Here is a 26,487-nt window from a genome sequence, read left to right as displayed (position 1 = left end):
ATCCGGCACAACGTAGTGCCGGGTAGGTCGGAATCGGCCGGTGCGGATAATCGCGCAGCGGTCAAACCGCGCGGGCTCGAGTGGCCTCGATAGTGGACGCAATGGTGCTTATAGTGACAGCATTAGTGGGTCTTCCCGTCCGAGGAAGCTGCCAGTCGCTGCGTGTTTAAGGAGTGCCATGTCCGAATCGTCCATCTCTTCCGCCCATGTGTCGGTGGCGCCCGAATGGCGGCCCGAGACGGTCACGGTGCAGGCGGGGCGTCCGGAGCGCGTGGCCGGTGCGGCGATGAACCCCGCGATAACCCTGAGCACCACCTACGTGCACGACACCGAGCGGGCCTACGGCCGCGACGGCAACGATGGTTGGGCCGCGTTCGAGACCGCGGTGGGCGCACTTGATGGCGGCCACGCAGTTGCGTTCTCGTCAGGACTCGCGGCGGCAACCGCGATCGCCGACTTGGTGCCAACGGGCGGGGTCGTCGTGCTTCCGGGCGCGGCGTATTACGGGGTGACGAACCTCATGCGGCGGCTCGAAGCCCACGGTCGCGTGCGAGTTGTCGCGGTGGATGCTGGCGATACGGATGCGGTCATTGCGGCCTCGCGCGGGGCGGACCTCGTGTGGCTCGAGTCGATCGCAAACCCGACGATGCTGGTGGCGGACGTTCCTGCGATCGTCGAGGGTGCCCGCGCGAACGGCGCGATGACCGTCGTTGACGCGACTTTTGCGACGCCGCTACGACAGCGGCCCCTCGCGATGGGCGCCGATATCGTCATGCACTCGGCAACAAAGCTCATCGGTGGGCACGACGACGCGCTACTCGGCATAGCCGTCTGCCGCGCGCCTGAGGTGGCCGCTCGACTCTCGGCCTATCGGCACGATTTCGGCTCGGTGCCCGGCGGCCTCGAGCCATTCCTGGCGCTGCGCGGGCTACGCACCCTCGCCGTGCGTCTCGACAAGGCCGAAGCCAACGCGACGGAACTTGCCCAGCGGCTAGCCGCGCATCCTCGCGTAAGTGGCGTCAACTATCCGGGGCTCGTCAGTAGCCCGCAGTACGAACTCGCTCGACGCGTGCTGCCGGAGGGATGCGGCAACATGCTCTCGTTCGAGCTTGATTGCACCCCGGAGCAGACCGATGAGATTCTGCAGGGCCTTACACTCATGACCCACGCCACGAGCCTCGGCGGTGTCGAGACGGTCATCGAGCGGCGGACACGATGGGACGCGGAAATCGCGGCGGGGGTGCCGATGACGCTGTGCCGGGCGTCTATCGGCATCGAACACGTCGAGGACCTATGGGCAGATCTCGTTGGCTCGATTCGTCGCGTGCTCGGTTGAGGATGCGCGGCTAGCTGTCGCGGCGAGTCACGGTGAGCTTGTCGAGCGCAACAAGATATCGGCACGTCGAATCGGTCGGGTTTACGAACGCGCAGTGCTGCGGGGCGCCGAGCTGAAGACAATCACCCGGGTCGAGTTGGTGGACTTCGTCGCCCTCGATGAACCGAAGGTGACCTTCGAGCATCCAGATTTGCTGATCGATGAATCGATAGGCTTCGGCCGGATAGCGAACCTCGGCGCCGGCGGGTAGTTCGACTTCGATGAGCTCGAGCGAGGTGCTGCCGGGAGGGGAGACGGCCCGCCGCCGATAGCCGGTTTGTGGATCCTGCCACACGGTTTGCTGTGCGTGCCGGATGAGTCGCTGCGAGTCGACCTCGGCTCGGGCGATGAGCTCCGAGAGGGTGAGGTTCAGCGCCGCCGAGAGTTTCGCGAGCAGCGCTGCCGTGGGCTGGGCCTCGGACCGTTCGATTTTCGAGATCATGGCCCGCGACACCCCGGAGGCCTCGGCGAGACCCGCGAGCGAAAGGCCGCGAGTGAGCCGCTCATCCTGGACCACCGCCGCTAGCGAAGCGCTCAGATCATCCACGGTCCGGCCCCCTCGTTACTATGTCGGACATTTCAGCGACGATACTAGAGGAGCCCGCCAGAGGTGACTGCCGAAGTTAAGGTCCCGCGATTATCGGCGCAGGGTCGCGTGCGGACGAATGAGATCAGTCATTCGGCGGGGTCATGGAAGCCTGTTCGCGGGGCCGCGTCTCCACGATGATCTGGGTGTCGGGCAACGCCTCATTGATCGCGCGGTCAAGCCGATCTGCAGTCTGGGTCGCTTCGTCGACGCTCCAGGATGCGGGGACTCGCATTAGGAGGGCGATCTGGCGCTCACGTCCCGACTCGACAGAGCGAATCCGCTCGACGGTGACGCCGTTCTCCGTCTGGAATGTTGCCACTACGGGCTCGATCTTTGCCATGTCCTTGGCGGGGAGCGCCTGGCTGAGAAGGCTCGAGAGCGAAGATCGGAGGAGCTTGTAGCCAGTCACGAGGATGTTGACGCCCACGGCCAGTGCGATGAGCGGGTCGAGCCAGAGCCAGCCGGTGAGAGCGACCGCGGCGATGCCGATGATGACGCCGACGGTGGTCCAGACATCAGTCATGAGGTGTTGTCCGTCCGCAGAAAGCGTAGGGGAGCGGTATCGCTTGCCCGCGCGGATGAGCACGAGCGCCACGACGAGGTTGACGACCGATGCCGTGATGCTGAGGACGAGGCCGATTCCAGGCTGTTCGAGTGGCTGCGGGTCGAGCAGTCGCTGAATCGACGTCCAAATGATCATCGCGGAGGCCACGAAGATCATCGCTCCCTCTACGAGGGCGGAAACGTACTCGGCCTTACCGTGCCCGAACTGGTGATTCGCATCCGCCGGCCGCGAGGCGATCTGAAGCGCGACCAGCGCCACGATGGCGGCGACGAGGTTTACGCCCGATTCAAGTGCATCCGAGAGGAACCCGACAGAACCGGTGATGACGGCCGCGGCAACCTTGAGCACAATCGTGACGATCGCGGCCGCGACCGAAAGCCACATGAATCGCATGAGGAGGCGATTCTCTGAGACGCGAGGGGTCTCCGACGCAGTCATGTCTGCACCTTCCAGATTCGAAGTCTGTTCGGGATGATCATTTCACGACAGATGTCTGAAAAACTGAACGATCCTGCAGCGGGGTGTTTGCGCAACTCGCCGACCGGGACAGGGCCCCGCACCTAGACTTGCAATCATGACGAAACTCTCGATTAGTGCGCTCGCGCGTGAACTGCTCCACGCTGCGGCGGAGGCCGATGGCGGACGAGCCGCGGAAACCGTCTTCGGCGGCCATGAGAAGTCGCTGCGCCAAACAGTGGTCGGGATGATCAAAGGGACCAATCTCGGTGAACATGACAATCAGGACGATGTCACCGTCTACGTGATCCAGGGCCGAGTTCGCCTTCGAGTGGGCGACGATTCGTGGAAAGCGCGAACCGGAAGTCTCCTCATCGTGCCGCACGCTCGCCACAGTATTGAGGCTCTGGAAGACTCCGCGATTCTCATTAGCGTGGCCAAACGGCCCTATCCGCCAGGGCAATTCATCGCTTAACCCTTAGTGGGCTGTTTGCGAAACTCGGTGACCAGGGATTTATGACCGTCTCTCGCGGGCCACTTCCCAGGCTAAGGACGAAAACTTCCCAGCTCTAAGCACTGCTTGTAGCTGTTGAAGGCTCGACGATGTCGCTACTCGCGCGAACGACCATCTGTCTCACGTATCCGAAACTTCCGCTGATAGTGGCGCGCACCGGGATGTCGAAGACATGGTGCGAGGACCGAATCCGGATCACGAAAGACACCGGCCCACGGAATTTGCCTCTGCATGGGTTGGCACAGAAACAGATCTGGTGCCAACTCGTGGCCCTCGCCGGAGAAATCACCACCTGGATGGGGCTCCTCTGGTCTCCCGACGCGGAGCACGACGGTGGGAGGTGAAACGGCTCCGGCTGCGGTTATTCAGCATTCCCGCGGCGATCGCATGCACTTTCCGACGCACAATTGTGCATATATCCCACCGTGCCCACTGGGTACAGACCGTGCTGGAGGCGATCACCCGGTTGCGGGGACTTTCGCGAGCCCCGGGATAGCAGCTCGTTCCGATACTCACCTCGACCATTGAAGGGGCCTTCGGGGTTGAAATCCCGCTCCCGTAGCGTCACGCGGTCGAGTGTCGTGCGCTTATGCAAAAAATTCCCTGTGATTGAGGCAACGATGCCGCAAAACCCCACCCGAAGGACCCATGCACGATGTTAATGACCATTGGTCGAGTGTGGGTCGGAGACGTCCGATCATCTCGTCCAGCATCGTATCAACGAATATTTCCTCTTCGAGCATGGCCGCTAAATCAATACAATTTCGCGCTTTAATACCGGTGTGTTCACAGTTTGTTGACGCAATCAGTTCTCGAAATTCTTCGATTTATGATCGCCTAAAGACGACACATTCATCAACTCATTCATCGGAGACCAAATGATTCGAAGCGCTCGAAAAAGAGTCAGCACCTTACTCCTAATATCACTCATGACATTGGCCTCTATATTGAGCCTTACTCCTGCCGGAACAGCTAATGCTTCAGTGGCCGCCCCACTGGAAGCCGGTGATTCGCGTAGCGACGACACGACAGATGAACTCGACTTCGAACCGTATGCATTACCACCGGACGGCTACCCTTTGCAGCAAGTGATGGGCACTGCATCGAATCCAGTATTGGGAAGCATACCCATTCGTCGAGGATACTTTGACTCGGACACCCCAAGCAAAGGCTTTGGATACGATAAGGCTTACCATAAGCACAATATTCGAACCATCCCGGGGCTCAAATGGCTACTTCAATCTCCAAATGATAGCACTAAGCCGCAAAATAATGGTTGCTATGACCTAATATCCTACGTCTCACGCCAAGTCTGCACCGGAACGAAATGCCAAACTGTCGAGCAGATTAAGATGCATGCTATCTACTCACCTGCATTGAATGAGTCGACTCTATACAACGTGATTCTGGTTGGAAAGTTCGGCCTTGTGACGTCCTACTGCGAAATGCCAAACAGCGCGACGAAATGTCCCGACTGGGTAACCACCGCCCTTAACTCGGCAGCCACGAGGGATGGGATCACTCAGAATACTGTAACTGCGCCGCCAGTCTCTTCGAGCATTGACGGTCACCACCAAACTACAGAGTACACATTGTCGCGTGAGCCCATAGCCTAATCAACCGAAACGCCCCTAGCGAAGGCCTATTCGTTAGGGGCGCTTCGAGCCCAGGCCTCAATTTGGTCTATAAAAGCGCGGGGTGGCAGGTTTTCCAGGAACGCTTCATCCCTATAAACATCACCAGACCATAGGATTCCTTGAACCTCTCGTGGCGAGACGCTGCCCCAAGGCTCTTGCAAAGCTGTCGCAATATCTGCTGCCAGGCGGGTGACCACTTGTTCGGGCCATATATGACCTAACTGCCATTCATCAACAGTAAATCGTAACGCGCAGTATCTATCCGTCCAGGGTGCCAAGTAGATGGCATAGATTGAATTGTCGCTACCTGCGTAGGCAATTGCGGGGTACCCATTGTCAAGAACAAAAAGGTCACAGTTACCCGCTTCCAGCCCATACATGTCATGCAGCTTGCTCAACACGCGACGGAATTCGCTGCTTGTTTGGGAGTTTTCGAGCGGCACTAGAGTCCTCCTGCGCAAATACATGCACGATTATTTCTGCTTTCGATCTCTTCGCTGCACACCGACACAATAGCAACGCATCTTCGCACGCTCCTGAATTAAGTAGTCACTCTCCTGGGTGATTGCTATGCCGCTTCCTTCGCCTCTCTCAGTGGGCGACGCTCACGGGGCTGAAGTCCGCTCAATGCATTCACCGAGCAGCCACGATCGGTGCAGGCTTGTGTCGATGCTCGACAACCGCGCAGAGTGCGTCGTTACTGACGGAAACGTCAAACAATTCGTACTCGACATGCGCTTTACTGACCGCGCAGCGCCTAACCTCGATATTTCATAGGTCGGTTGAGCGGAGCTTTGTAGCGTCGTCACCGGAATCGAAGTGACTTCTTGCATGAGCGCACGACATTCGGCCGCGTGACGCTGCGGGAGCGGGATTCCACACCAAGGGGCTTTCGATTCGAGAGCGGGTGTCTGGGGTAGCGACTATCCGGGCGCTCGTGCGAGCAGGCGTAGGCGCGTAATCGCGTACAGCGCGATCTGGGCCCATTGGGCACGGTCAGACAGATGCAGGATCGTGCGCCGGCCAGTGCGTGCGATGCTCGCGGGAATACTGAACAACCGCATGTCAAGCCCCGGGTTTGGTAGAGAGTTCTTTTCTTGGTTTTCTATGCTGCAAGCGCCATTGGTTGGTGCATTGCGTGGGCCTCGGCCGGCGTCAGATAATCGATGCCGGAATGGAGTCGACGCTGGTTGTACCAGCCCACCCATTCTGAGGTCGCGGCCATCACATCGATCAGCCCGTGCCACTCGTACCGGTCGATCAGTTCGGCTTTGAACACCGAATTTAGCGCCTCGGCCATGGCATTGTCCTGACTTAGGTCAATTTAGTGCACACTGCTTCAGCGCTTCGAGGGCCGCGGCGAGGTCCTCCGGGAGCGGGTCCGCCGCGGTCACGGCATGCCCGCCCACGACGATCTCGACCTCGCGATAACGGCGCGCGGTGGTGATGAATTTCTTGAGCGACCAGCCCGTGACGGCCTCAATCTTCCGGGCTACCGCTAACGCCGCGAACACGACCGTCAAGTGCGCGTCGCTACCAGGGGCCACGCTCTGCGGTCGAAAGCGCGAACACGTCGCTCAAGGGCGATGGTAATGGCCGGTTGGGGCAGTCCGGGCTTCGCCGGGTGCGTGGCTACGGCAAACAGTTCATCATGATTGCGTTGGTCGTGTGCGTGGTGAACCTGCGCAAGATCGCTGGGTACTTGAAACGTCAGGGCAGCGGCGATGAAGCACCGTCCCCGGGCACAGGCACGCGGAAGCGTCGCACCGGCTCGTCGCTGCCCGATTTCGTGGCCCCCGAGCTGCCGCTGTTGGTGCCTGGGCATGGCCCACCGCGACCAGTAGCGGCCTAACACCCACATCTCACTAGCCCCGCACAAGTCGGGGCTATCGGCGCGCCTAAAATCGCTCGTTTCCCAGCATCTCCGCCACGAGAGATAGGGAAACGGGCGATTGTGTCGTTTTCGCGCATAGGGGCAACGAAACGGGCCGCGCTGGACTCGAAAGAAGCGAGCGCCGGGCCGTATCCGTCATGCCTATATGGTTTCGCAAATTGATCTCAGACCAATCGCAAACAACCCTTAGTGCCCCCGACAGGAGTCGAACCTGCGACCTACGGTACCGGAAACCGGCGCTCTATCCACTGAGCTACGGAGGCAACTCGGACAGCTTAGCAGGATTGAGAAGGGGGAATGCGCATCCTCGCCCGGCAACGCCTACCATTGACCCTGATGAACGACTCGACCCTTACCTCTGCCCTCGCCTCTTCGATCCGCACGGCGCTCGACCGCCGTGAAGGTGGCAGTGACATCACACTCACCGACGACGACCTCAAGCTGGAGCGGCCCAAGAATCGCGATCACGGCGACTGGGCGTCGAACGTCGCGATGCGCTTCGCGAAGCGAGTCGGCACGAACCCGCGCGAGCTCGCGCAGGAGATCGCGGCTGGCCTCGAGGCCGACCCTTCGGTGAAGAAGGTCGACGTCGCCGGTCCCGGATTCATCAACATCACCCTCGACGAGGCCTCGGCTGGCGAGCTCGCCCGCGAAATTGTCTCGGCGGGGGAGTCATACGGCAATGTGACCGCGCTCGCCGGCCGCAAGATCAACCTCGAGTTTGTCTCGGCGAACCCGACCGGGCCCATCCACCTCGGCGGCGCGCGCTGGGCCGCCGTCGGCGACTCGCTCGCGCGCGTCCTGCTCAACGCGGGCGCGAATGTGACCCGCGAGTACTACTTCAACGACCACGGCGCGCAGATCGACCGTTTTGCGAACTCGCTGGTGGCCGCATACCTTGGCGAGCCCACCCCTGAGGACGGCTACGCGGGGCAGTACATCAGCGACATCGCCACCGAGGTTGCCGAGGCGCATCCTGAGGAGCTCGCTGCGGCATCCGACCGCGACGCGAAGCAGGAGGTCTTCCGTGAACACGGCGTCGAGCTCATGTTCGGCGCGATCCGCGACAAGCTCGAAGAGTTCCGCGTGCACTTCGACGTGTTTTTCCACGAGGACACGGTGCACTCCGATGGTTCGGTCGAGCTCGCGATCCAGCGACTGCGCGACCTCGGTCGCATCTATGAGCAGGATGGCGCAGTCTGGCTGCGCACGACCGACTTTGGTGACGACAAGGACCGCGTGATCATTCGCTCCAACGGCGAGCCGACCTACTTCGCGGGCGACATTGGCTACTACGTGAACAAGCGCGAGCGCGGGTTTGACGAAAACCTCTACATGCTCGGCGCGGACCACCACGGGTACATCGGCCGCATGATGGCGATGGCCGAGTCGTTCGGCGACACCCCGGGCGTCAACATGCAGATCCTCATCGGCCAGATGGTCAACCTCGTGAAGGACGGCGAGCCGGTGCGGATGTCGAAGCGCGCGGGCAACATCGTGACCCTCGACGACCTCATTGATGCAGTGGGGGTTGACGCCGCGCGCTACTCGCTCGTTCGCTCGTCGACCAACACCTCAATCGACATCGACCTCGACCTGCTGGTAAGCCGCTCAAACGACAACCCCGTCTATTACGTGCAGTACGCGCACGCCCGCACGCGTGCGGTCAACCGCAACGCGACGGCGGCCGAGATCAATGGCGACAACTTCGATCCCGCGACCCTCACGCATCCAACCGAGAACAACCTGCTCGGGCAACTACGCGAGTTCCCGCGCATCCTCGAGGTTGCCGCGGTCGAGCGCGAGCCGCACCGCGTGACGCGTTACCTCGAAGACCTCGCCGCCGCGTACAACCGCTGGTACGACCAGTGCCGCGTGATCCCGCAGGGCGACGACCCCGTCGAGGCAGTCCACTCGAGCCGCTTCGTGCTCAACGAGGCGACCTCGCAGGTGCTGCGAAACGGGCTCAACATGGTCGGCGTGGAAGCGCCGGACCGGATGTAACCGGTGGCCGTGAATTCGGAGGCGTCGGCGTCCCGGGCCGAAGCGTCGGATGCGCTGCCGGACTTTGGGCAGCCGGCCTACGAGCTTCCCGGGTACGGCGAGCAGGATCGTGCCCGGCCGAATGGAGTGCGCTGGGGTCGACTGCTTGTCTGGCTCGCCGTACTGCTGGTGGTCCTCGCGATCGCAGCCGAACTGCTCACGCGCATCCTGGTCGGCCGGATCGCCGCGAGCCAGATCGAGGAGTCGATGCCCGACGGCGTGGTCGCGGAGGTCTCGGCGTCGGCGACCGGCTGGTGTGTCCTGTGCGAGGTCATCGGCGGGGAGCTTTCCGGGCTCGACATCGAGGGCAGCAACGTCTACTTCGGGGCTGCGAAGGGCAGCATCGACATCGCGGCAGAATCAGTGACGCTCACGGATCCCGTCGAGATCGGCTCCGCCGAGGGGACGGTGCGCATCGGCGAGGAGTCGCTGAACCGACTTTTGGCCGACGCCACGGCCGAATACGGGATCACTATGCACGCGATCGATCTGCAGGACGGAAGCTTCGGCTATTCCACCGCGGTCAGCGTGTTTGGCGTGGATGTGACGCTCGATGTGGTCGCAAACGCGCGGCTGCAGTCGGGTGGGCGCATTCAGATCTTTGCCGAAAGCATTTCGGTGCACTCGGGCGCGAGCGGGGCCGATATTCCGGTCGACCCCGAGCAATTCACGCTCGAGTTCTGCGTGGCCGAGCACCTGCCGGAGTCGCTCGAGATCACCTCGGTCGAGGTAGTTGAGGATGGGCTCGAGGTCGGCTACCGGACGACCGAGCCGATGACCATCACCGACAAGGTTTTCGACACGCGGGGGAGTTGCTCTGCCGCGTAGGGTTGTCTCATCCCGGCGATGGAATTCGTTCATCGGTCGAGTGAGCGGTTGCCGTCGAGTGGTTGAATGATGTGGTGCGCAATCCCGTTGCGCGGCCCGATGGATCGAAGGAGCAGCAATCATGACGTATGACCCGAACGCTGGTAATCAGAATCCCTGGGGTCAAAAGCCGGAGGATCAAGACAAGACCGGCAACGCGGGCGGTCAGCAGCACGGTCAGAATCAGTACGACCAGAACCAATACGGTCAGGAATCGTACGGTTCGCAGGGCGGCCAGGACGCATCCGGTCAGAACACTTACGGCCAGGGCGGCTACGGGCAGGGCTCGTATAGCCAAGGCACCTACGGGGCAGACTCCTATGGCCAGCAGAATCAGGGCCAACAGAATCTGGGCCAGCAGTACGGCCAGCAGGGCGCCGACGCGCAGGGGCAGCCGGCGGACTACGGTTCCTACAGCGCGTCCGGCGGTTCGTACGGCGACCAGGGCTACGGCTCGGGTTACCAGCAGAACCAGGCGGTCTACGGCAACGAAGCCTCCGGCTACGGTCAGGGCGCCGGTCAGCAGCAGTACGGCTACGGGCAGGATGCATCGCAGCAGCAGGGTGCGCCGGGACAGGGCGGCTACAGCGGTAGCTACGATCAGTCGGGCTCGGGCTACGGGCAGGGCGGCGGCTATGCCGCGGCGTCCGGTGGTTACGGTCAGCCGACCGGCGGGAACACGCCGAAGAAGAGCAAGGGCATGCTCATCGGCCTCATCGCCGGTGGCGTGGTCGTGCTGCTCGTCGTCGCTGGACTCATCTGGGAATTCGCCGGGCGCAGCTCGGCGGGAAACACCTATGTCGCGCTCCTCGAGGAGCAGGGGATCGAAATCAACGGTACGACTGCCGAGGGAGACCTGAACGGATCCTTCGCGGGCGGCTCGTACGTCTTCGAATCCATGGGCGGCAAGTATTCGCAGGTTGAGGTTCACGGGCCCGAACTCGTCGCGAACGACATTCCGTACGACGTCAAGTACACGCTCTTCGGCGCACCCGCGAACGGGGAAGGCACGATCGATCGGGTTCGCGTCGACGTCAACGTTCCTGCCGATGCCATCATGGACGTGTTCTTGGACGAGGCCACGGGCGCCACGTTCGACGGCATGGATGCATCCCTCACGAGCGATGGTCTCTCGCTGAAGATGGAGCAGTACGGCTCCACCGTCGAGATGACGATGCAGATCTCTGCGGTCGAAGGCTGGATGGTCATGGAAATTACGTCGATGACCATGGACGGCCAGGACTACACGGACCAGATGGGCACTACTGACTTGACGCAGCAGGTGGACCCCTGCGAGGCGACCGACTACGAGTCGTATGTCACCGAAGCCGCGGTCGACGAGGAGGGCATGCACTTCCAGTGGGAGGTTGACAACGTCCCGACCGGAGACCTCGCGATAACGACCTGCATGGCGTAGCGTTACGCGGCTCCCGCGAACGGCGGCGGAGGCGTCCAGATCCCGGTAGGATATCCGGGATGGACACCTCCGCCGCTTCTTTCTTGCCCAGCCCACTTGCTCCCGAATGGCTTGAGTTTCCCGCCGGCGACGTGAACTACCTCGATGAGGCGGTTTGGTCGAGCACCGCGAAACGCACCGACGATGGCGAACTCGAAATCGGCGGGGTACGCGCGAGTGCGCTACTCGAGCAGTTCGGCTCACCGCTCTACATCGTCGACGAGGCGGATGTTCGAAAGCGTGCGGCTAACGCCGCGCGCGATTTCGGTGCCGCGTTTGCCGAAATCGGCGCCGAGGTCGAGCTGCACTACGCCTCGAAGGCATTCCTCTCGATCGACGTCGCCCGCTGGATGGCCGAGGGCGGACTCGGGCTCGACGTCGCCTCCGGCGGTGAGCTAGAGGTCGCGCTCGCTGCCGGCATCGATCCCGCGCAGATTGGCTTGCACGGCAACAACAAATCTGTCGCCGAGATCCGCCGTGCCGTCGAGGTTGGCGTTGGCTCGATCATCATTGACTCGCTGCAGGAAATCGAGCGCATCGCGACGGTCGCAGCGGAACTCGGCAAGGTCCAGCCGGTCATGGTGCGCCTGAACGCGGGCATCCACGCCTCGACCCACTCGTACCTCGCCACGAGCCACGAGGACCAGAAGTTTGGTCTGACCTTCGACGTCGCGCGCACGGCGATCGCGCGCATCCGCGAGCTCGAATCGCTCTCGCTCCTCGGGCTCCACTCCCACATCGGCTCCTCGATCTATGAGGCGGCCGGGTTCGGCGCTGCCGCCGACAAGCTCATGCGTTTCCGCGCGGAGCTGCTCGCGAACGGCCCCGTCCCCGAGGTCAACCTGGGCGGCGGGTTTGGCATCGCCTACCTCCCGAGCGACAACGCCCCGAAGCTCGCCGACCTTGCCCGCGGCATCGCGGCCGAGGTGGCTCGCGCATGCCGCGAGACCGGAAGCGACCTGCCGAAGATCACGTTCGAGCCCGGACGTTCGATCATTGGCCCCGGTGGCACAACGCTCTACACGGTAGGTACGACGAAGTCGGTCGACGTGCCGCTTGAGGACGGCAGTGCCGAGCGTCTCTACGTGTCAGTCGATGGCGGCATGAGCGACAACATTCGCCCCGCCCTCTACGGCTCGGACTACACCGTCCGCCTTGCCAACCGCGAGTCCGTGGCGGGCCCGCAGCTCGTGCGCGTCGTGGGCAAGCACTGCGAATCCGGCGACATCGTGATCAACAGCGACTACTTGCCGTCCGACGTGGCACCCGACGACCTGCTCGCCGTGCCCGCGACCGGCGCCTACTGCTGGGCGCTGTCGAACCACTACAACTACCTAGACCGTCCCGCTGTGGTGGCAGTTCGAGACGGTGCCGCGCGCACCCTCATCCGCCGCATCACCATTCAAGACCAGCTCGCGGCCGACGCGGCCTGGTCGCCAGAGGAGAAGTGAATGAACGAGAAACGTGCCATCAAGGTTGCCCTGCTCGGCGCAGGCTCTGTCGGAAGCCAGGTCGCAAGACTCCTCCTTGAGCAAGCGGACGAGTACGAGCGGCGCGTCGGTACGCGACTCGAACTCATCGGTATTTCCGTCCGCAACCCCGACGCGAAGCGCGATGTCGACCTCCCGAAGGAGCTCTTCACCACCGATGCGGAGACCCTGATCGTCTCGGCCGACATCGTGGTCGAGCTCATGGGCGGCATCAACCCCGCTCGCGAGCTCGTCACGCTCGCCCTCGAGTCGGGTGCGGACGTCGTGACTGCGAACAAGGCGCTCCTGGCGCACCACGGCGCCGAACTCTTCGAGCTTGCGGAACGCGTTGGCGCGCAGCTGTACTACGAGGCCGCCGTCGGCGGTGCGATCCCGATCATCCGCCCGCTGCGCGAGAACCTCGGCGGCGACCGCGTCGAGCGCATCCTCGGTATCGTCAATGGCACGACGAACTACATTCTCGACCGGATGCACACCCGCGGCGACTCGTTCGACGAATCGCTGCGCATCGCCACCGAGCTTGGCTACGCCGAGGCGGACCCGACCGCGGATATCGAAGGCTACGACGCGCAGCAGAAAGCCTCGATCCTGGCCTCGATCGCATTCCACACGAAGGTTCCCGTCGACTCGGTCTATCGCGAGGGCATCACAAAGGTGTCGATCGACGAGATTGAGGACGCGAAGCGCGCGGGCTACGTCGTGAAGCTGCTCGCGATCTGCGAGCGTATCCCCGGCAACAACGGCGAGAAGGATCAGGTCTCGGCTCGCGTGTACCCGGCGCTCGTGCCGGAGACGCACCCGCTTGCGAGCGTGCACGGCGGCAACAACGCGATCTTCGTCGAGGCGAAGGCCGCTGGCTCGCTGATGTTCTACGGCGCTGGCGCTGGCGGTGTCGAGACGGCATCCGCGGTGCTCGGCGACCTCGTCGCCGCGGCGCGACGCCACCTGCTTGGCGGCCCAGGCTCCGGTGAATCGATGGATGCGGACCTCCCGATCCTTCCCGTCGAAGAAATCGTCACGAGCTACCAAATCTCGCTCGAGGCGGAAGACGAGGCGGGCATCCTCGCCGGGATCGCGCAGACATTCGCGGAAAAGCAGGTGTCGGTCGCGACGCTCGAACAGGCCGCCCCCGTCGAGGAAAGCGATGACGGGGACGCCGAATCGCGCGCGACGCTGGTCATCGGCACGCACCGTGCTACCGAGGGAGCACTGTCGAGCCTCGTCACGGCACTCGCCGAGTCGCCCGCGGTACACGACATCAAGGGCGTGTTGCGGGTCGAGGGCTCGAACCTCTAGGCACACCGATCGTCGGACTGCACCGGGCACCCGACACTGAGCAACAACTAAGCAGTAGGACACACACGTATGAGCGCAGTAACGCTCGGCCGGACGGTGAAAGTTCGCGTTCCCGCCACCAGCGCCAACCTTGGTCCAGGATTCGACACGCTCGGCCTCGCGCTGGCGGAATACGACGAAGTGGTCATTGAGGCGCTCGAGCCAGGCCAGCTCGAGATTGAGGTCGAGGGCGTCGGCGCCGGGGAGGTGCCGACCGACGAGTCACACCTCGTCGTCAGCACCATCTTTTACGTGCTGGGCAAGCTCGGGTACGACAAGCCTGGCCTGCGCCTCCACGCCACGAACACGATTCCGCACGGCCGCGGCCTCGGCTCGTCCGGCGCCGCGATTGTCGCAGGCATCGTGGGCGCGGCGGGATTGATCGAGGATCAGGAGTCCGTCTCGGACGACACGCTCCTCGAACTCGCGACCGAGCTCGAGGGGCACCCGGACAACGTCGCGCCGTGCCTGTTCGGTGGGCTGACGATCGCGTGGGTCACCGCAAGCGGGGCGCCACGATCGAAAAAGCTGCTGGTCGATCGCGGTGTCTCGGTGATCGTGCTGGTGCCGGAGGAGACGATGTCGACTTCGGTGGCTCGATCGCTGCAGCCTTCGCAGGTGCCGCACGCGGATGCGATCTTCAACTTGTCGCGCGCGGCGCTGCTCGTGGCGGCGCTCTCGCAGAGCCCTGAGCTGCTCTTCGAATCAACCGAGGACCGGCTACACCAGAGCTATCGGGCCGCAGCAATGCCGAAGACGAAGGCCCTGATTGATGACCTCCGCGCCGAGGGCCTCGCGGCAGTCGTCTCGGGAGCCGGCCCGAGCGTGCTCGTGCTGTGCGACGATCCGGCAGATCGCCTTCGTGCCGCAGAGATTGCGCAGGCGCGCACCGATACTAAGTGGTCGGCGTATTTGACGGCGGTTGACATTCAGGGTGCTACAGTGGAGGAAGTTCCGAATCAGACGGTGTCACCGTCGGCCTAGCGCTCTGGCGTGCAGCCTGAGGAACACATTGATGTGAGGCAACGCCGCGATTCCATGCGGATCAGTTCTTGCCACCCAGATCTCATTTATCGACGTGGCAGGGATGCTCGGAGTTCTCGTGGCCTCGCTTGAATACGTGCGCCGTCTGATGGCGAGCGCATTTCAAAACCAAGGAATTTTTCAATATGAATACCACTCCAGAAGAAGCCGGCACGCAGCCGGAATCGGGAGCTACCGAAAGCCGTCCGCTAAGCGCCATGCGTGTCGCCGACCTGCAGCGAATCGCGCAGGAACTCGGCATTAAGGGCGCGGCCCGGATGCGCAAGACCGTCCTCGTCGAAGCGATTGAGGCAGCCCAGTCGGGCAACACGGCGCAGGCCCCCGCAGCGGCCCCGGCCGAAGCGACAAAGCAGGAGGCTCCGAAGTCGGAGGTGCCCGCACAGGAAGCGCCGAAGCAGGAAGCTCCCGCGCAGGAAGCGCCCGTTCAGGATGCGCCGAAGCAGGAAGCTCCTGCGCAGGATGCGCCGAAGCAGGATGCACCGGAGCGCCCCGCGACCCGGCGCAACCGTCCGGCACAGTCGCGCCAGCAGAGCGCAGCCGAGCCCGAGCAGGACGAAGCGGCCCTCGCCGTCGCCGACCTGCTCGACCAGGCACTAGACAACGTCGGCGCCGACGCCGGCAAGCAGGATGAGCAGCAGGCGGACCGCGCCGCTCGCGGCCAGGGCCAGCGCGGTCAGTCGACCCGCGGTGGTCGTAACCAGCGCGGCGGCCAGCAGGAAGCACAGTCCGGCGACCGCCAGCAGGCTGGCGAGCAGCAGGGCGGCGAACAGCAGACGGAGCGTCAGCGCGCCGAGAGGGCCGCGGATGCGCCGAGGACGCTCGACGACATCATCCTGCCACCCGCTCGTGACGAGGGCGACGATGAGGACTCGAGCCAGGACGGTCGCGACGGTCAGCAGTCTGGCCGCAAGCGCAGTCGTAACCGCAACCGCGGAAAGGGCCAGCAGCCCGAGGACCAGGGCCAGCAGAAGGACGAGGGCGGTCAGCCCAAGCAGCAGCCCGCACGCGCTGGCGAGGACCAGAACGGTAAGCAGAACCAGAACCAGCGCCAGCGCGACCGCAAGCGCAGCCACCGTGACGACGCCGATCCCGAGATCGCACCGGACGACGTCCTGCTGCCCATCGCCGGCATCCTGGATGTCCTTGACAACTACGCCTTCGTGCGCACGTCCGGCTATCTCGCCGGCGTGAACGACGTCTACGTATCCCTCGGCCAGGTCAAGAAATACGGCCTGCGCAAGGGCGACGCGATCGTCGGTGCAATTCGTCAGCCTCGCGAGGGCGAGCACCACGGGGGCCGCCAGAAGTACAATGCCCTGGTTCGCGTCGACACGATCAACGGCGAGACCCCGGACAGCAACCGGGAGCGTCCCGAGTTCGACAACCTGACCCCGCTATACCCGAACGAGCGGATCGAGCTCGAGACCGAGAACGGTCACGCCGCTCAGCGCATGATCGACCTCTTCGCGCCGATCGGTAAGGGCACCCGCGGGCTCATCATCGCCCCGCCGAAGTCCGGCAAGTCCATCATCCTCGAACGCATCGCGAACGCGATCGCGCAGAACAGCCCGGACACCCACCTCATGCTCGTGCTGGTGGATGAGCGCCCCGAGGAAGTTACCCGCCTCGAGCGGACGATCCACGGCGAAGTCGTCGCCTCGACCTTCGACATGCCGGCCGAGAACCACACGACGATCGCCGAGCTCGCGATCGAGCGCGCCAAGCGACTCGTCGAGCTCGGTCTGGACGTCGTCGTGCTGCTCGACTCGATCACGCAGCTATGCCGGGCGTACAACCTGACTGCGCCCGCATCCGGCCGTATCATCGCCGGCGGCGTCGACGCATCCGCGCTGTACCCGCCGAAGCGCTTCTTCGGTGCCGCCCGTAAGGTCGAGAACGGTGGCTCGCTCACTATCCTCGCCACCGCAATGGTCGAGACCGGCTCACGTACCGACGAGGTCATCCTTGAGGAGTTCGCGGGTACCGGCAACATGGAGCTGCGCCTCTCGCGCGAGATCGCGGACAAGCGCATCTTCCCGGCGCTCGACATCCAGCAGTCCTCGACGCTGCACGAGGAGGAACTCCTCAGCCCGAACGAGCTCGAAGTGACCTGGGCGATCCGCCGCGCGCTGCATGGCGACGCGCAGGCCTCGCTCGAAGCGGTGCTTGAGCGCATCTCGTCGACGTCCTCGAACGAGGAGTTTCTCGCATCCGTGCGCGCCAACCCGATTAGCACGGTGAGCGCACAGTGAGCCGCGCCGAGTTTCAGGATTCGGTAGGGGCGCTTCGCGCCGAGTATGCCGAACTGCAGGAACAGCTCGTCGACCCAGAGCTGCACTCAAACGCTGCCCGGGCGAAGAAGGTGAACCGTCGCTATGCGGAGGTCTCGCAGATTCTTGCCGCGGATGACCGCGCGGCGGCACTTGAGGACGACCTCGAGGCCGCCCGCGAGCTCGCGGGGGAGGACGAGGCGTTCGCTGCCGAGGCCGAGGGGCTCGAAGGGCAGCTCGAGGAACAGATCGAGAAGCTCCGCCGCCTGCTCATCCCGCGTGACCCGGATGATGGCCGTGACGTGATCATGGAAATCAAGGGTGGCGAAGGTGGCGAGGAATCGGCGCTGTTCGCTGCGGACCTCCTGCGCATGTACTCGCACTACGCGGAACAGCGCGGCTGGAAGATCGAGCTGCTCGACAAGACCGAATCCGATCTTGGCGGCTACAAGAACGTGCAGATCGCCGTGAAGTCGAACTCGAGCGAGCCGGCCGACGGCGTGTGGGCTTCGCTCAAGTACGAGGGTGGCGTGCACCGTGTACAGCGTGTGCCCGCGACCGAGTCGCAGGGACGCATCCACACCTCGACCACCGGCGTACTGGTGTTCCCCGAGGTGGATGAGCCCGAGGAAGTCGCGATCGACCAGAACGACCTCAAGATCGATGTGTACCGCTCGTCCGGTCCCGGTGGCCAGTCGGTGAACACGACCGACTCCGCGGTTCGCATCACGCACATCCCGACCGGCATCGTCGTCTCGATGCAGAACGAGAAGTCGCAGATCCAGAACCGCGCCGCCGCGATGCGCGTGCTGCAGGCTCGCCTCCTTGCGCGTCAGCAGGAGGAGAAGGCCGCGGCCGAGGCCGACCAGCGTGCGTCGCAGATCCGGTCTATGGACCGCTCGGAGCGCATCCGCACATACAACTTCCCGGAGAACCGCATCGCGGATCACCGCACCGGGTACAAGGCGTACAACCTGGATGCAGTACTCGACGGGGCGCTTGGCCCGGTGATCGAGTCGGCGATTCTCGCGGACGAAGAGGCGCGCCTCGCGCAGCTGAGCGAGTAAAAGCAAGAACGCTCATTGAGTAGGGCGAAGCCCGTATCGACATGCGCCTTCCCGACGACATTTCGATACGCAGCTTCGCTGCTAATCAATGAGCGTTCTGCGTTTCGCCCTACTCAATGAGCGTTTTAGATGATCCAGTCGCCGGGCTCGTGTGTCGCCGGGGTGGTCCGCTGCCGTGCTCGGGCAGGCACGCCGGTGAGGATTGAATTCGGCGGAGCGGACTTCGTCACCACCGCATTCGCGCCGACGCTAGAGTCGGCACCAATCTCGATCGGTCCGAGCAGCTTCGCTCCGGCGCCAATCATCACGCGATCACCGATCGTGGGGTGGCGCTTGATCTTCTTGGTCGACACGCCACCGAGCGTGACGCCGTGATAGATCAGGACGTCATCGCCGATCTCGGCCGTCTCGCCGATGACGACACCCATGCCGTGGTCAATAAAGAGCCTGCGGCCAATCTTCGCGCCCGGGTGAATCTCGATACCCGTCAAGAACCGGGCGAACTGCGACACGAGGCGCCCGAGCAGTCGATGCCCGCGCCGCCACAGCGCGCTCGAGACCCGGTAGCCCCACACCGCGTGCAGCCCGGAGTAGTTCAGGACGATTGAAACCTTGGACAGTGCAGCCGGATCGCCCCGGCGCACCGCGGAGATGTCTTCTCGAATCATTCGGAAGAACGCATCGACGCGGTGGCTGGGGCGAAACGGTTGCGAATTGGCCATGAAGCCATTCTGCCCGATCAGAACTGCTTACTAGTTCTCGCGGATGTCATCGAACAGGATGCTCGAGAGGTAGCGCTCGCCCGTGTCGGCAACAATCACGACGATGTTCTTGCCGGCGTTCTCCGGACGCTTCGCGACCTCGAGCGCCGCCCAGACGTTGGCACCCGAAGAGATGCCCGAGAAGATGCCCTCGGTCTTCGTGAGCTCCTTCGACACGCGCAGCGAGTCGTCAAGCTGCACGTCGATGATTTCGTCGATCACGGATTGGTCGAGGATTTCGGGCACGAAGTTCGCGCCGAGGCCCTGAATCTTGTGGCCAGCGGCGCGACCCTCGGTGAGCAGCGGCGAGTCGGCAGGCTCCACCGCAATGATCTTGACCTCCGGCTTGCGCTCCTTGAGCACCTGGCCGACGCCGGTAACGGTGCCGCCGGTGCCGATGCCGGCAACGAAGATGTCGACCTTGCCGTCGGTGTCGTTCCAGACCTCTTCTGCGGTGGTCTCGCGGTGGATCTCGACGTTCGCCTGGTTCTCGAACTGGCTCGCGAGGATCGAGTTCTCGGTTGACGCCTGGATCTCCTGCGCCTTCTGCACCGCACCGCGCATCCCCTCTGGACCCGGGGTGAGGACGAGCTCGGCACCGAATGCCTTCATCAGCGCGCGACGCTCGAGCGACATCGTCTCGGGCATCGCGATGACGACCTTGTAGCCGCGCGCCGCGCCGATCGCGGCGAGGGCGATGCCGGTGTTGCCGGAGGTGCCCTCGACGATCGTGCCGCCGGGCTGCAGCTCACCCGAACGTTCCGCTGCGCGGATGACGCCCCAGGCGAGGCGGTCCTTGACGCTCGCGGTGGGGTTGTTGAACTCAAGCTTCGCGTACACATTCGCGTCCGACTCGTTGATGCGGTTGAGGCGTACGAGCGGGGTGCCGCCGATTACTTCGGTGACATCGTTGTAGATCTTCTCGGCCATTTCTGCCTTTCTTGCAGCGAGCGTGATGTGCGGGTGTGACGGAGCAGGGATGCGAGCCGCGTGCCGCAACGGAACGCAATCCAAGTTAGTCGCCACGCCCTTCAGAAACCTGCAGAGCCCGCGAGATCTGTAACACTCGGTCATGCGGCTGGGCAGACGGTCGAGGGTGAGAGACACTGAGCCGGGAGAACGAATGGACATGACGCAGGTGCGGAGCCAGGTTCGCGACGAGCTCGCGAACTCCGGTTTTGAGAACCCGAATCGCGAGGCCGACCTGCTGCTGTCAGCCATACTGCGACGAAGCCTGGGAGATATCGAGCTCGATCATCTCCTCGGCAAGGAGCTGGCGAGCGAGGACATTAACCGCGTCCTGCGGGCCGCTCGTCGCCGCGCGCGACGCGAGCCCCTGCAATATCTCGCGGGGACGGCATCCTGCTACGGACTCGATTTCAATGTGGGCCCCGGGGTGTTCGTGCCGCGACCCGAAACCGAGCTGCTCATCGACTTCGGTCTCGCGTTCCTCAAATCCTTCGGCTCACCGAGCCCGGTCGTCGCAGACCTCGGCTCCGGTTCGGGCGCGATCGCCGCCTCGGTCGCTGTCTCGGTGCCCGAGGCCGAGGTAACGGCATTCGAGGCCTCGCCCTATGCGCTGCCCTGGCTCGTCGCAAATCTCCGTAACCTCGCGCCCGAGGTGCGCGTCGAGTTCGGCGACTGGCACGAACGCATCCACACGGCTCCCGTGCGCCAGTACACCGCGATCCTGTCGAACCCGCCCTATGTGCCGGCGCGCGACATCCCCGCGGACCCCGAGGTTCGCCTCTACGACCCCGAGACCGCCCTGTACTCGGGCGTGGACGGGCTCGGCGACATCCGGCGCATCGGTGCGACCGCGGCGCAACTGCTCGTCCCCGGCGGTCTCGTTGCGGTCGAGCACACCGAGCGCCAGGGGCAGGCGGTGCGCGAAATCTTCACCGAAAATGGCCTCATCGAAGCCACGACTGAACGGGATCTCAATGATCGCGACCGCTTCACGTGGGCACGACGCGCGGGCCGCGCGGCCTAGTATGTAATCGTTATGGCAGAAATCTATTCGTTGTCCGCCCCGAGCGAGTTGCTCGCCGGCATGCGCGAGGCACAGCGGGCGCTCGGCCTCGGCGAGCTCGTGGTCATCCCCACCGACACCGTCTACGGGATCGCCGCCGACGCGTTCAAGCCGTCAGCGGTGGCGGCGCTCCTCGAGGCCAAGGGCCGAACCCGCCAGTCGCCGCCGCCCGTACTCGTCGGAAGCGTAGCAACCATCGATGCGCTGGCCTCCGAGGTGCCGGACGTGATTCGCACCCTACTTGCCGAATACGCTCCCGGCCCGCTTACGGTCATCCTTCCGGTCCAGCCGAGCCTGAACTGGGACCTCGGGGAGACCAACGGAACGGTCGCACTTCGCGTCCCCAACCATCCGCTCACCCTCGAGTTGTTGCAATCCACCGGGCCGCTCGCCGTCTCGAGCGCCAACAAGCACGGGCAGACGGCTCCGGCGACGGTTCAGGATGCGGTTGCCCAGCTCGGCGAGGACGTGAAGATTTTCCTGGACGCCGGTGAAGTTGGTGGAGAGGCCTCGACGATCTTGGACGCCACGGGGCTCACGGTTCGGGACAACCCGATTCCGGCGCGCATCGTACGGCATGGCGCGCTGTCACGCGCGTCGATCGCGAGCGTGCTCGGTGACCTGCTCGAACCCGAGGATGCGGCGAACTAGTTGCGCTTTCTCGGGCTGATCATCATCATCGCGGCAGCCGTCAGTTTTGTTGGTTGCGCGGTGGTCTATCGACTCGCGATGCGCTATCGCTGGTATCCGCCGGTGCGTGCGCGCGACGTGCACAAGACCCCGAAGCCGCGGCTCGGCGGCATCGCGATGTTCCTGGGCTTTCTCGTCGCGCTGGGTGTGGCATCGCAGATTAGCTGGTTCGATATCGTCTTTGCCTCGCCCACTCGAGTGCTCGGCGTCATCGGTGCCGCCGCGCTGATCGTCGTCGTCGGCGTCATTGACGACTTCGTCGACCTCGACTGGATGGTTAAGCTCGCGGCGCAAATCGTGGCCGGGCTCATCCTCGCGTTCTCCGGCGTGGCCATCACCTCGCTGCCAATCGGCGGCATCACCGTCGCATCCCAGTGGATGAGTATCGCGTTTACGGTGCTCGCGGTCGTGCTCGTGATGAACGCCGTCAACTTCATCGACGGGCTCGACGGGCTTGTCGCGGGCATCGCGATCATCGGTAACGGTGTGTTCCTCGTCTATACCTTCTTCCTCACCGAGTCGATGCAGACGAGCCGCTTTTCCCTCGCCGCGCTGATCTCGGCGATCGTCGTCGGCATTTGCGCCGGGTTTTTACCCTGGAACTGGAACCCCTCGAAGATGTTCATGGGTGACGGGGGAGCGCTGCTCGTGGGCCTGCTGATGGCCACCTCCACCATTGCGGTGACAGGTGAGGTCGACCCGAGCCTGATCAGCAAGGATGCGCTTTTCCCCGCCTTCCTCCCTCTGGTGCTGCCATTCGCAGTGCTCATCGTGCCGCTGCTCGACTTCTCACTCGCGGTGATTAGAAGACTCATGGCGGGGAAGTCGCCGTTCTCGGCGGACCGGAAGCACCTGCACCACCGACTCCTCGACATGGGGCACACACAGCGTCGCGCGGTGCTGCTGTTCTACGGTTGGGCGATCGTGATTGGCGTGGGGGCACTCCTCACCTTCACCGTCCAGCCGATGTGGATCGCAATCGTGTTTGTGTCGATCGGCATGATTATCTGTACGGTATTTACGGTCGCGCCGCTGTCACAGCGCAAGCGCCTCGAGAAGCAAGCGCAGCGCTCGCCGTATGGCGACGACGATGACCAGTTCGACCCCCTCGACCGGCTCGGCCTCGAGGAGTCCGACAAGGTCCGCGCAAATCATCCCGCCCCCGTTGCGCTTGGCAAGCGGCTTCGCAAGCTCACGGAGCGGAAAAAGCAATCCACCAATGAGGAGCAGTAATGTCCCCGGATAATTCCGTACCGTCCAGCGTGCCCATCATGCGAAAGGTGCTGCGCTGGTCGCTCATCCTGATGATCGCCGTCGCGGTCGTCGGCGGCATTGTCGGCTGGTTCGTCGCCGGATGGTCTGGGGTGTGGTCCGCGGTCGTCGCTGCAGCAGTCGTGCTGCTCTTCACCGCGGTCACCGCAATCTCGATCATCTTCGCGGCGAAGCTGCCGAGCACCTATTTCATGGCCGTGATCCTCGGCGCCTGGCTGCTTAAGCTCATCGCATTCGTCGGTGTCCTCGCCGTGGTGCGCGCGTTCGACTTCACGCACGACTGGATGCTCTGGTCGACGATGCTTGTGGCACTCGTCGGCGCGCTCGCCATCGACGTCGTCGTTGTCCTGCGCTCGCGCCAGCCTTACGTCAGCGAGGTCGACCTACCGGGCCCCGAAAAGAAGCAGTAGCGCCCCGAAAAATTCGCGAAATCGGTGCAGAACCGGCCACCGATGTACTTGAACCTGTAAATTTCTTGATAGGCTGACCCAGTTGGTAGTTACAGATCTGTGACCGCCACACTGCACCGTCACATGCCGCGCATCCACGATATTTAGGTGCGCTTCGAGACAGGAGATTCCCCTGATTCCCACAGCCCTGAATCTGATGACGGGTATCGCGGTCACCGCCGGTGGCGAGTTCCACGCACCGAATGTGGATGAGGAGTTCTTCCCTCCCGCGCTTTTGTTTGACGGCACTCCTTTTGAGATCAACCGAATCATCTTGGTACGTCTCATCGCCGTCGCAGTGCTGATGCTCATTTTCTGGCTCGCACTCCGCAAGCCGAAGGTGGTGCCAGGCAAACTGCAGTCGCTCGTAGAAATGGGCGTCGGCTTCGTGCGTGACGGCATCGTCTACGACATGCTCGGTGAGCGGATCGGTAAGAAGTACTTGCCGTACATCCTCGTGCTGTTCTTCGGCGTGCTGTTCATGAACCTCACCGGCATCACACCGTTCCTGAACATCTCGGGTAACGCGATCATCGGTATGCCGATCGTGTTGGCACTTACGACGTACGTCGTGTTTATCTACGCGGGTATTCGCGAAGTCGGCGGTTGGAAGTTCCTCAAGAACGCTCTCTTCCCGTCGGGTGTGCCATGGGTGATGTACATCCTGCTTACGCCGATCGAGTTCGTGAACACCTTCGTCGTTCGACCAGTTTCGCTGGCCCTCCGACTCTTCCTGAACTTGATGGTCGGCCACCTTCTGCTGGTTCTCGCGTTCTCCGCGACCTGGTTCTTCTTCGGACTGCTCAACGTCTGGAGCGCCATGGGCATCATCACCCTCGCGGGTGGTTTCTTCATGACGCTGATTGAGCTTCTTGTTGCGATCCTGCAGGCGTACGTGTTCGCACTCCTCACGACCAGCTACATCCAGCTTTCTGTTTCAGAAGAACACTAGTTCTGAAGCAGAGCCCTCAGACCAACCTCGATACCCAACTACCTCTATACGACGATTACCGCTGACCTGGCGGAATCGCCCAACCGGAAGGAAACCCCTGTGGACACCACCACGATCGCCGAAGTTACCGGCAACATCGCAACCATCGGTTACGGCCTCGCTGCAATTGGCCCCGGCATCGGCATCGGTATCGTTGCTGGCAAGACCGTAGAAGGTATGGCACGTCAGCCCGAGATGGCCGGTCGCCTCCAGACCACGATGTTCCTTGGTATTGCATTCACCGAGGTGCTCGCGTTCATTGGTATCGCGACCCCGTTCATCTTCGGCTAGTTAGGCACTTCCACCAATGAGCATCATTAACGACGGAACCGCGGTACTCGCCGCGGCAACCGACAACAACAACTTTGGCTGGGACCCCAGCCTGCTTTTCCCCGCGGTGTACGACATCGTGTGGTCGCTTGTTGTGCTAGTGGTGCTCCTGCTGTTCTTCTGGAAGTTCGTCCTTCCGCAGCTGAACAAGATCCTTGAAGAGCGCTCCGCCAAGATTGAAGGCGGCATCGAGCAGGCAGCGGCCGTTCAGGCCGAGGCTGACGCGCGCAAGGAAGAATACGTTCAGCTGCTGGCTGAGGCCCGCACTGAAGCTGCAGAGATTCGCGAAAAGGCACGCGCCGAGGGCGAATCGATTAAGGCAGAGAAGAAGCAGGAGACCCAGAACGAGCTTGACCGCATGACGAAGACCGCCAAGGACCAGATCGAGGCGGAGCGCCAGTCGGCAATCGTCTCGCTGCGCCAGGAAGTCGGCTCGCTTGCGATCGATCTTGCTTCGGGCGTCGTGGGCGAAAGCCTCTCCGACGACCAGCGATCCACCGTGTACGTTGACCGCGTCCTGTCCGAACTCGACCAGAAGGCGGGGACGAACCGATAATGCGTAGCGCGACAAAGCACGCACTCGCCGCGGTAAAGCGCGAGATCGACACGCTGACCCAGGTTGACACCGACTCGGTGAACAACCTGTTCGGTGCGGTTGATGTCCTCGCCGAATCGAAGCCCCTGGCGTCCGCGCTTGTTGAGCGGGGGGTTCCTCCCGAGTCGAAGCGCTCTTTGGTCGAGCGCGTGTTTGGTTCGCAGCTTGGTGGCCCAGCCACCCGGGTACTTGCAACGGTCGTTGCACAGAATTGGGAATCGGCCGAAGAGCTGGTTCAGGTCACCCAAGAAGCTGCGATCCGCGCGCTCGCGCAGGCCACCGGCAACCACGAACAGCTCGGTTCCGAGCTGAACGCCTTCCTTGACACCGTGCTGTCGAACGGGGAACTCGAGCTCTCGCTCGGCACCCGTCTGCAGGCTCCGGAAACCAAGGTTGCGCTGGTGAACCGCCTCTTCGGACAGCGCCTGAGCGCTGACACGATCCGCATCCTCACCTCGCTGTTCACCAATTCCGGCGGCCGTCGTACGCGCCGCCTCGTGTCTTGGGCACGCGATGTGGTCGCCGATCAGGCGAACCGACAGGTTGCTGTGGTCACCGTTGCCCGTGGACTGAACGACGCACAGCTGGATCGCCTCAAGGCTGGTCTCGCCGCACGCTTCGGTCGCGAGGTTGCGGTAAACCAGGTCATCGATCCGGCCGTTATCGGCGGAATGCGTATCGAATTCGGTGACGTCGTGATCGACGACACCGCGGCGGCTCGCCTCCACGACCTTCGCCTGCAGCTCGCCTAGCTGCGCACGTGAA

Annotated in this window: 25 protein-coding genes, 1 tRNA gene and 1 pseudogene; 19 read left to right on the top strand and 8 right to left on the bottom strand. The window is 63.2% G+C overall.

Annotated features, from left to right (window positions below):
• Positions 1-178 precede the first annotated feature (178 nt).
• Positions 179-1,336 carry a trans-sulfuration enzyme family protein gene (locus GMOLON4_RS05715; RefSeq protein ID WP_035731259.1) on the top strand — a complete coding sequence of 386 codons (1,158 nt, stop codon included), beginning with the start codon at positions 179-181 and terminating at the stop codon, positions 1,334-1,336.
• Between the two features lie 10 nt (positions 1,337-1,346).
• Here GMOLON4_RS05715 and GMOLON4_RS05710 read toward each other — a convergent pair whose 3' ends face one another.
• A complete protein-coding gene (locus GMOLON4_RS05710) occupies positions 1,347-1,922 on the bottom strand; it encodes a helix-turn-helix domain-containing protein (protein WP_026935580.1) in 576 nt (191 codons plus the stop codon).
• A 124-nt stretch (positions 1,923-2,046) separates the two neighbouring features.
• Entirely contained in the window at positions 2,047-2,967 is a 921-nt protein-coding gene (locus GMOLON4_RS05705) for a cation diffusion facilitator family transporter (protein ID WP_026935581.1), read from the bottom strand.
• A 136-nt stretch (positions 2,968-3,103) separates the two neighbouring features.
• On the opposite strand from GMOLON4_RS05705, the gene GMOLON4_RS05700 reads away from it, so the two are divergent.
• Positions 3,104-3,460, top strand: a complete 357-nt coding sequence (locus GMOLON4_RS05700; protein ID WP_026935582.1) for a cupin domain-containing protein — start codon at positions 3,104-3,106, stop codon at positions 3,458-3,460.
• 1,681 nt (positions 3,461-5,141) lie between these two features.
• Here GMOLON4_RS05700 and GMOLON4_RS05690 read toward each other — a convergent pair.
• The 3 genes and pseudogenes from GMOLON4_RS05690 to GMOLON4_RS05680 form a co-directional block, all read right to left on the bottom strand.
• Entirely contained in the window at positions 5,142-5,579 is a 438-nt protein-coding gene (locus GMOLON4_RS05690) for a hypothetical protein (RefSeq protein ID WP_146137435.1), read from the bottom strand.
• Between the two features lie 662 nt (positions 5,580-6,241).
• Entirely contained in the window at positions 6,242-6,436 is a 195-nt protein-coding gene (locus GMOLON4_RS05685) for an integrase core domain-containing protein (protein ID WP_051265783.1), read from the bottom strand.
• A 19-nt stretch (positions 6,437-6,455) separates the two neighbouring features.
• A pseudogene (locus tag GMOLON4_RS05680) lies at positions 6,456-6,668 on the bottom strand (IS1634 family transposase); the annotation flags it as partial.
• 119 nt (positions 6,669-6,787) lie between these two features.
• Between GMOLON4_RS05680 and GMOLON4_RS05675 the strand changes: the two are divergent.
• Positions 6,788-6,988 carry a hypothetical protein gene (locus GMOLON4_RS05675; protein ID WP_169516418.1) on the top strand — a complete coding sequence of 67 codons (201 nt, stop codon included), beginning with the start codon at positions 6,788-6,790 and terminating at the stop codon, positions 6,986-6,988.
• Positions 6,989-7,220: 232 nt separating this feature from the next.
• On the opposite strand, the gene GMOLON4_RS05670 is transcribed toward GMOLON4_RS05675, so the two are convergent.
• A tRNA-Arg gene (locus tag GMOLON4_RS05670) sits at positions 7,221-7,293 on the bottom strand.
• Between the two features lie 73 nt (positions 7,294-7,366).
• On the opposite strand from GMOLON4_RS05670, the gene argS reads away from it, so the two are divergent.
• From argS to prfA, 8 genes are all read left to right on the top strand, one after another.
• The gene (argS, locus tag GMOLON4_RS05665; RefSeq protein WP_026935585.1) at positions 7,367-9,034 is read left to right on the top strand and encodes an arginine--tRNA ligase; all 1,668 of its coding nucleotides are present in this window, start codon (positions 7,367-7,369) and stop codon (positions 9,032-9,034) included.
• Between the two features lie 3 nt (positions 9,035-9,037).
• Positions 9,038-9,901, top strand: coding sequence for an LmeA family phospholipid-binding protein (locus GMOLON4_RS05660; RefSeq protein ID WP_026935586.1), 864 nt, complete (start codon positions 9,038-9,040; stop codon positions 9,899-9,901).
• Between the two features lie 121 nt (positions 9,902-10,022).
• On the top strand, positions 10,023-11,357 hold the full coding sequence (locus tag GMOLON4_RS05655) for a hypothetical protein (RefSeq protein WP_051265788.1): 1,335 nt from the start codon (positions 10,023-10,025) through the stop codon (positions 11,355-11,357).
• A 59-nt stretch (positions 11,358-11,416) separates the two neighbouring features.
• Positions 11,417-12,847, top strand: coding sequence for a diaminopimelate decarboxylase (gene lysA / locus GMOLON4_RS05650; protein WP_035731266.1), 1,431 nt, complete (start codon positions 11,417-11,419; stop codon positions 12,845-12,847).
• Positions 12,848-14,182 (top strand): homoserine dehydrogenase, encoded by a 1,335-nt coding sequence (locus GMOLON4_RS05645; protein ID WP_026935588.1) that lies wholly within the window; start codon positions 12,848-12,850, stop codon positions 14,180-14,182.
• Between the two features lie 69 nt (positions 14,183-14,251).
• A complete protein-coding gene (gene thrB, locus GMOLON4_RS05640; protein WP_026935589.1) occupies positions 14,252-15,205 on the top strand; it encodes a homoserine kinase in 954 nt (317 codons plus the stop codon).
• A 185-nt stretch (positions 15,206-15,390) separates the two neighbouring features.
• Positions 15,391-17,517, top strand: a complete 2,127-nt coding sequence (gene rho, locus GMOLON4_RS05635) for a transcription termination factor Rho (protein WP_026935590.1) — start codon at positions 15,391-15,393, stop codon at positions 17,515-17,517.
• Complete coding sequence (gene prfA, locus GMOLON4_RS05630; protein ID WP_026935591.1) at positions 17,514-18,602, top strand: peptide chain release factor 1; 1,089 nt, start codon at positions 17,514-17,516, stop codon at positions 18,600-18,602. The genes rho and prfA overlap by 4 nt, the downstream gene beginning before the upstream one ends.
• Before the next feature lie 125 nt (positions 18,603-18,727).
• On the opposite strand, the gene epsC is transcribed toward prfA, so the two are convergent.
• Positions 18,728-19,324 (bottom strand): serine O-acetyltransferase EpsC, encoded by a 597-nt coding sequence (epsC, locus tag GMOLON4_RS05625; protein ID WP_051265794.1) that lies wholly within the window; start codon positions 19,322-19,324, stop codon positions 18,728-18,730.
• A 30-nt stretch (positions 19,325-19,354) separates the two neighbouring features.
• Positions 19,355-20,293, bottom strand: coding sequence for a cysteine synthase A (gene cysK / locus GMOLON4_RS05620; RefSeq protein ID WP_026935593.1), 939 nt, complete (start codon positions 20,291-20,293; stop codon positions 19,355-19,357).
• Between the two features lie 199 nt (positions 20,294-20,492).
• Between cysK and prmC the strand changes: the two genes are divergently transcribed.
• The 8 genes from prmC (at position 20,493) to GMOLON4_RS05580 (ending at position 26,474) form a co-directional block, all read left to right on the top strand.
• Positions 20,493-21,356 (top strand): peptide chain release factor N(5)-glutamine methyltransferase, encoded by an 864-nt coding sequence (gene prmC, locus GMOLON4_RS05615; protein ID WP_169516420.1) that lies wholly within the window; start codon positions 20,493-20,495, stop codon positions 21,354-21,356.
• Between the two features lie 12 nt (positions 21,357-21,368).
• On the top strand, positions 21,369-22,046 hold the full coding sequence (locus GMOLON4_RS05610) for an L-threonylcarbamoyladenylate synthase (protein ID WP_026935595.1): 678 nt from the start codon (positions 21,369-21,371) through the stop codon (positions 22,044-22,046).
• Positions 22,047-23,318, top strand: a complete 1,272-nt coding sequence (locus GMOLON4_RS05605) for an MraY family glycosyltransferase (protein WP_051265800.1) — start codon at positions 22,047-22,049, stop codon at positions 23,316-23,318.
• Entirely contained in the window at positions 23,318-23,767 is a 450-nt protein-coding gene (locus GMOLON4_RS05600; RefSeq protein ID WP_051265803.1) for a hypothetical protein, read from the top strand. The genes GMOLON4_RS05605 and GMOLON4_RS05600 overlap by 1 nt, the downstream gene beginning before the upstream one ends.
• 196 nt (positions 23,768-23,963) lie before the next feature.
• The gene (atpB, locus tag GMOLON4_RS05595) at positions 23,964-24,758 is read left to right on the top strand and encodes a F0F1 ATP synthase subunit A (protein WP_106486573.1); all 795 of its coding nucleotides are present in this window, start codon (positions 23,964-23,966) and stop codon (positions 24,756-24,758) included.
• Between the two features lie 99 nt (positions 24,759-24,857).
• Positions 24,858-25,088, top strand: a complete 231-nt coding sequence (gene atpE / locus GMOLON4_RS05590) for an ATP synthase F0 subunit C (RefSeq protein ID WP_026935597.1) — start codon at positions 24,858-24,860, stop codon at positions 25,086-25,088.
• A gap of 16 nt (positions 25,089-25,104) precedes the next feature.
• Positions 25,105-25,683, top strand: coding sequence for a F0F1 ATP synthase subunit B (locus GMOLON4_RS05585; RefSeq protein ID WP_084147254.1), 579 nt, complete (start codon positions 25,105-25,107; stop codon positions 25,681-25,683).
• Entirely contained in the window at positions 25,683-26,474 is a 792-nt protein-coding gene (locus tag GMOLON4_RS05580) for a F0F1 ATP synthase subunit delta (protein ID WP_026935599.1), read from the top strand. Before GMOLON4_RS05585 ends, GMOLON4_RS05580 begins: the two co-directional genes overlap by 1 nt.
• Positions 26,475-26,487 lie beyond the last annotated feature (13 nt).

Source organism: Gulosibacter molinativorax, assembly GCF_003010915.2.
Classification (GTDB): Bacteria; Actinomycetota; Actinomycetes; order Actinomycetales; family Microbacteriaceae; genus Gulosibacter; species Gulosibacter molinativorax.
This window is presented reverse-complemented; position numbering and strand designations above follow the sequence as displayed.

Coding starts and splice junctions, on each gene's coding strand:
- GMOLON4_RS05715 (WP_035731259.1), top strand. CDS start 179: ATGTCCGAATCGTCCATCTCTTCCGCCCATGTGTCGGTGGCGCCCGAA.
- GMOLON4_RS05705 (WP_026935581.1), bottom strand. CDS start 2,967: ATGACTGCGTCGGAGACCCCTCGCGTCTCAGAGAATCGCCTCCTCATG.
- GMOLON4_RS05700 (WP_026935582.1), top strand. CDS start 3,104: ATGACGAAACTCTCGATTAGTGCGCTCGCGCGTGAACTGCTCCACGCT.
- GMOLON4_RS05685 (WP_051265783.1), bottom strand. CDS start 6,436: ATGGCCGAGGCGCTAAATTCGGTGTTCAAAGCCGAACTGATCGACCGG.
- GMOLON4_RS05675 (WP_169516418.1), top strand. CDS start 6,788: ATGATTGCGTTGGTCGTGTGCGTGGTGAACCTGCGCAAGATCGCTGGG.
- argS (WP_026935585.1), top strand. CDS start 7,367: ATGAACGACTCGACCCTTACCTCTGCCCTCGCCTCTTCGATCCGCACG.
- GMOLON4_RS05655 (WP_051265788.1), top strand. CDS start 10,023: ATGACGTATGACCCGAACGCTGGTAATCAGAATCCCTGGGGTCAAAAG.
- lysA (WP_035731266.1), top strand. CDS start 11,417: ATGGACACCTCCGCCGCTTCTTTCTTGCCCAGCCCACTTGCTCCCGAA.
- GMOLON4_RS05645 (WP_026935588.1), top strand. CDS start 12,848: ATGAACGAGAAACGTGCCATCAAGGTTGCCCTGCTCGGCGCAGGCTCT.
- thrB (WP_026935589.1), top strand. CDS start 14,252: ATGAGCGCAGTAACGCTCGGCCGGACGGTGAAAGTTCGCGTTCCCGCC.
- rho (WP_026935590.1), top strand. CDS start 15,391: ATGAATACCACTCCAGAAGAAGCCGGCACGCAGCCGGAATCGGGAGCT.
- epsC (WP_051265794.1), bottom strand. CDS start 19,324: ATGGCCAATTCGCAACCGTTTCGCCCCAGCCACCGCGTCGATGCGTTC.
- cysK (WP_026935593.1), bottom strand. CDS start 20,293: ATGGCCGAGAAGATCTACAACGATGTCACCGAAGTAATCGGCGGCACC.
- prmC (WP_169516420.1), top strand. CDS start 20,493: ATGACGCAGGTGCGGAGCCAGGTTCGCGACGAGCTCGCGAACTCCGGT.
- GMOLON4_RS05610 (WP_026935595.1), top strand. CDS start 21,369: ATGGCAGAAATCTATTCGTTGTCCGCCCCGAGCGAGTTGCTCGCCGGC.
- GMOLON4_RS05600 (WP_051265803.1), top strand. CDS start 23,318: ATGTCCCCGGATAATTCCGTACCGTCCAGCGTGCCCATCATGCGAAAG.
- atpB (WP_106486573.1), top strand. CDS start 23,964: ATGACGGGTATCGCGGTCACCGCCGGTGGCGAGTTCCACGCACCGAAT.
- GMOLON4_RS05585 (WP_084147254.1), top strand. CDS start 25,105: ATGAGCATCATTAACGACGGAACCGCGGTACTCGCCGCGGCAACCGAC.
- GMOLON4_RS05580 (WP_026935599.1), top strand. CDS start 25,683: ATGCGTAGCGCGACAAAGCACGCACTCGCCGCGGTAAAGCGCGAGATC.